Raw genomic sequence first — 4,641 nt, forward strand, 5'->3', positions numbered from 1 at the left:
CCATGGATAAGGCAACTGCAAGCAATAACACAATAATAAACTGGGCATTGGTCCATGATTTATAATTCCGAAAGAAATCCACACTAGTTCTCCACACCCCATAAAGAGAGCCCTGAGACCGTCTATCTTGTCGCTTTTCCATCTTTATTCCCCCTTGCTTTTTGGTGCAAGTCTTTTCTTTTATTATACCACAGACAAAAGAGGAATACCGTTTATTATATTATTTTTTAGGAACTTCTGCGACTTTCTTTCTCGCCTATTTTGTGTTATCATGTAGAGGTAATGAAAGGAGAGAAAATGTCTGCAATAGAACGTATTACAAAAGCTGCTCACTTAATTGATATGAATGATATTATCCGCGAGGGGAATCCAACTCTACGCGCAGTTGCTGAGGAGGTCACTTTCCCACTGTCTGACCAGGAAATCATCCTTGGCGAAAAGATGATGCAATTCCTCAAGCATTCTCAGGATCCTGTTACGGCTGAGAAAATGGGGCTCCGCGGTGGTGTTGGATTGGCTGCTCCCCAACTCGATATCTCAAAACGCATTATTGCCGTTTTGGTCCCAAATATTGTGGAAGAAGGTGAAACTCCACAGGAAGCCTACGACTTGCAAGCTGTTATGTACAATCCAAAAATCGTCTCTCACTCTGTTCAAGATGCTGCTCTTGGTGAAGGAGAAGGTTGCCTGTCTGTTGACCGAAACGTACCTGGCTATGTAGTCCGCCATGCTCGCGTTACTGTTGACTACTTTGACAAGGATGGCGAAAAACACCGTATCAAGCTCAAAGGATACAACTCTATCGTTGTCCAACATGAAATTGATCACCTAAACGGAATCATGTTTTACGATCGTATCAATGAGAAAGATCCATTTGCTGTTAAAGATGGTTTACTGATTCTGGAATAAAGAAAATCCCGTTGCAAGACGGGGTTTTGTGTTATAATAGAGGCATGAAAACAAATGATATTGTCTATGGCGTCCACGCCGTTACAGAAGCCCTCCTTGCAAACACAGGAAACAAACTCTATCTCCAAGAAGATTTAAGGGGAAAGAATGTTGAGAAAGTCAAGGAACTGGCTACTGAAAAGAAGGTATCCATTTCTTGGACTTCGAAAAAATCCCTCTCTGAAATGACCGAAGGCGCTGTCCACCAAGGTTTTGTTCTACGAGTGTCCGAATTTGCCTATAGCGAGCTGGATCACATCCTTGCCAAAACACGACAAGAAGAAAATCCACTTCTATTGATTCTGGATGGTCTAACTGACCCTCACAACTTAGGTTCTATCTTAAGGACTGCTGATGCGACCAATGTTTCAGGTGTCATCATTCCCAAGCACCGTGCTGTCGGAGTGACTCCTGTCGTTGCCAAAACGGCCACAGGTGCTATTGAGCATGTACCGATTGCCCGAGTTACCAACCTCAGTCAAACCCTAGACAAACTCAAGGCTGAAGGCTTCTGGACCTTTGGAACGGATATGAACGGTACTCCTTGCCACAAGTGGAATACAAAAGGAAAAATCGCCCTCATCATCGGAAATGAAGGAAAAGGCATCTCTAGCAATATCAAAAAACAGGTCGATGAGATGATTACCATTCCCATGAATGGGCATGTTCAAAGCCTCAATGCCAGTGTTGCTGCAGCTATTCTCATGTACGAAGTTTTCCGAAACCGACTATAAAAAAGTTTCCAGTCATCTGATTGGAAACTTTTTATGATTATACTCAATGAAAATCAAAGAGCAAACTAGGAAGCTAGCCGCAGGTTGCTCAAAGCACTGCTTTGAGGTCGTAGATAAGACTGACGAAGTCAGCTCAAAACACTGTTTTGAGGTTGTGGATAGAACTGACGAAGTCAGCTCAAAACACTGTTTTGCGGTTTCAGATAGAACTGACGAAGTCAGTAACATATATACGGCAAGGCGAAGCTGACGTGGTTTGAAGAGATTTTTGAAGTGTATTAACTATGTTCTGTGATAAACTTGTAAGCTTCTTGACCAGCGATAGCCCCATCTCCAACTGCTGTTGTTACTTGGCGAAGGTCTTTCTGGCGAACATCCCCAACTGCAAAGATACCGTCAACACCCGTTTTCATGTGATTGTCTGTCACAATCCAGCCTACCTGGTCTTGAATATTCAATTCTTTAACAAAATCGCTAACGGGATCCAAACCAACATAGATAAAGACGCCACCGAAGGCTTGCTCTGTCACTTGAGCTGTTTTTACATTTTCAAATACGACAGATTCGACTCGGTTTTCACCTTTGATTTCCTTGACGACAGAGTCCCAGATAAAGTTGACTTTCTCATTTGCAAAGGCACGGTCTTGCAAAACCTTTTGGGCACGAAGTTGGTCGCGGCGGTGAACAATGGTAACAGTCTTGGCAAAGCGAGTCAAGAAGAGGGCTTCTTCTACCGCGGAATCTCCACCACCGACTACGAGCAAGTCTTGGTCACGGAAGAAAGCTCCATCACAGACTGCACAGTAAGAGACACCACGACTGTTCAGTTCTTCTTCTCCAGGAACCCCTAAGAGACGGTGTTTTGACCCAGTTGCCACGATGACAGTACGGGTTTCGTAAACTTGATCATCAGTGATTACCTTCTTAAAGTCACCCTTGTCTTCAATATTTTCAACATAGCCATAAAGATGCTCCACTCCAAGGTTTTCAAGTGGTTCAAACATCTTTTCAGCCAATTCAGGTCCACTGATATTAGCATAACCTGGATAGTTTTCAATATCAGATGTGTTATTCATTTGCCCGCCTGGCAGACCACCTTCAATCAAAGCCACTTTCAGATTGCTGCGAGCGGCATATAAGGCAGCAGTCATTCCCGCAGGTCCAGCACCGATAATAATCGTATCGTACATTTCGATTCCTTCTTTCTTGTTGTAACTATCTTTATTCTAACTCATTCTTGCTAGCCACGCAAGGATTATGCCTTGAAAACCAAGAGCAAACTCATGACGGCAAAGGATAACACCGGAACGACCAAAACTCCAATCATAATCATATCATAGAGATGAGCTTGGCGAGCTTTGGCTGTCTTGTCCACACCAGACATGGCTCTCAATCCAATCCAAATCCCCAGAAAAATCACGACAAGGATGGTCGTTAAGATCAAACTCTCGAAATACAAAGAAAATAGATGCAGTAGCATGATCTCTCTCGTTTCTATCTTTTTTAAAGAGTAAACTCAGCTAGTCCAACTAACTGAGTTTTCCTTTTTCTATTATATCAAATATAAGTCCGTTTGTAACTAGCAAAGAATTCTTTTGTCCGCTCTTCTTTCGGATGATTGATGATTTCATCCGGTGTGCCGGACTCGATGATTTTCCCTTTATCTAGGAATAAAACCTTGTCTGCCACTTGGGCTACAAAAGACATATCGTGACTGACCAAAATCATGGTCTGGCCTGACTTGGCAGCATCTGCAATAGATTTTTCTACCTCACCGACCAACTCTGGGTCAAGGGCTGAAGTGGGCTCGTCTAAGAGCAAGACATCCGGTTTCATAGCAAGCGCACGCGCGAGGGCAACCCGTTGCTTCTGCCCACCCGACAAATGACGAGGGTAATGATTCTCGCGATCAGAAAGTCCAACCTTAGCCAACTCTTCCTTGGCGATTTTTGTCGCCTCCTCGTCCGATAATTTTTTAACGACAACCAAACCTTCCTTGACATTGTCAAGAGCAGTTCGGCGTTCAAACAAATTAAACTGTTGGAAAACCATAGATAACTTGCGACGAAGGGTTAGGATCTCCTCTTGGCTAATCTGAGAAAAATCAACTTTAAAATTGTCAATCTGAATCGTTCCACTATCTGGAGTTTCAAGGTAGTTCAAACTACGAAGAAAGGTTGATTTCCCCGCCCCAGATGAACCAATCAAGGCCACTACCTCCCCTTTTTGGATATCCAGGTCCAGATGATCCAAGACAGTTTGTCCTGAAAAGGATTTGCTTAAATTCGAAATCGTAATCATTAACGAAGGTCTCCTTTCACATCTGTTTGCACTGTATCCGGCGCTGAGATAGCCATTTTTCTCTCGATGAAACGGCCGAGGCTTTCAATTCCGATATTGACTACCCAATAAACAAGGGCTACGGAGATGAAACGTTCAAAATAGCGATAATCGGCTCCACCCAAAATTTGAGCCTGAGCAAAGACTTCCACAACACCTGCACTAAAGGCAAGAGAAGTTCCCTTAGTCAAACCGATAAGAGAGTTAATCAAAGTCGGCGTCGCTACCACCGCCGCATTTGGAATAATCACGCGACGGTAAACTTGCGCTCGTGTCATACCCAAACTACGCGCCGCCTCAATTTCACCTGGGTTAACAGAAAGGATGGCTGCACGAATCGTTTCACTTGCATAAGCCGCCTCGTTAAAAGCAAAGGCCACAATTGCAAAAATTGCTGCTGGAATCGCATTGATATTGAAACCAGTTCCCAACTGTTGATTGATGGCTTTCAGAGCTAAAGGAATACCGTAGTAGGTCAACATGAGTTGGACTAGGATTGGTGTGCCTTTTAAAAAGCTGACAAAAAAGGCTTGCAAGGGATATAAAATCTTTACTCGATTGATTTTCACAATGGCAAAAATCAAAGCTAGTACTAAACCAAAGAGAGCCCCCCCCAAGC

The 4,641-nt window shown here is 43.5% G+C and carries 6 protein-coding genes and 1 pseudogene; 2 read left to right on the forward strand and 5 right to left on the reverse strand.

Annotated features, from left to right (window positions below; all coding sequences use genetic code 11):
- Positions 1 to 142 (reverse strand): annotated as a pseudogene (locus tag SORDD15_RS10520) (metallophosphatase); the annotation flags it as partial.
- Between the two features lie 155 nt (positions 143 to 297).
- Here SORDD15_RS10520 and def point away from each other — a divergent pair.
- Complete coding sequence (gene def / locus SORDD15_RS04310) at positions 298 to 909, forward strand: peptide deformylase (RefSeq protein ID WP_061414729.1); 612 nt, start codon at positions 298 to 300, stop codon at positions 907 to 909.
- 44 nt (positions 910 to 953) lie between these two features.
- The gene (gene rlmB, locus SORDD15_RS04315) at positions 954 to 1,682 is read left to right on the forward strand and encodes a 23S rRNA (guanosine(2251)-2'-O)-methyltransferase RlmB (protein WP_000855740.1); all 729 of its coding nucleotides are present in this window, start codon (positions 954 to 956) and stop codon (positions 1,680 to 1,682) included.
- Positions 1,683 to 1,960: 278 nt separating this feature from the next.
- Here rlmB and trxB read toward each other — a convergent pair whose 3' ends face one another.
- The 4 genes from trxB to SORDD15_RS04340 form a co-directional block, all read right to left on the reverse strand.
- The gene (gene trxB / locus SORDD15_RS04325; RefSeq protein WP_061414735.1) at positions 1,961 to 2,872 is read right to left on the reverse strand and encodes a thioredoxin-disulfide reductase; all 912 of its coding nucleotides are present in this window, start codon (positions 2,870 to 2,872) and stop codon (positions 1,961 to 1,963) included.
- A 65-nt stretch (positions 2,873 to 2,937) separates the two neighbouring features.
- Positions 2,938 to 3,162, reverse strand: a complete 225-nt coding sequence (locus tag SORDD15_RS04330) for a DUF4059 family protein (protein WP_000924294.1) — start codon at positions 3,160 to 3,162, stop codon at positions 2,938 to 2,940.
- Between the two features lie 77 nt (positions 3,163 to 3,239).
- Positions 3,240 to 3,983: an amino acid ABC transporter ATP-binding protein gene (locus SORDD15_RS04335; RefSeq protein ID WP_061414738.1), complete on the reverse strand. Its 744-nt coding sequence runs from the start codon at positions 3,981 to 3,983 to the stop codon at positions 3,240 to 3,242.
- Positions 3,983 to 4,641: amino acid ABC transporter permease (locus SORDD15_RS04340; RefSeq protein WP_231097631.1), on the reverse strand; the 659-nt coding region annotated here is incomplete at its 5' end. The genes SORDD15_RS04340 and SORDD15_RS04335, both read right to left, overlap by 1 nt.

Source organism: Streptococcus oralis, assembly GCF_001578935.1.
Taxonomy (GTDB): domain Bacteria; phylum Bacillota; class Bacilli; order Lactobacillales; family Streptococcaceae; genus Streptococcus; species Streptococcus oralis_R.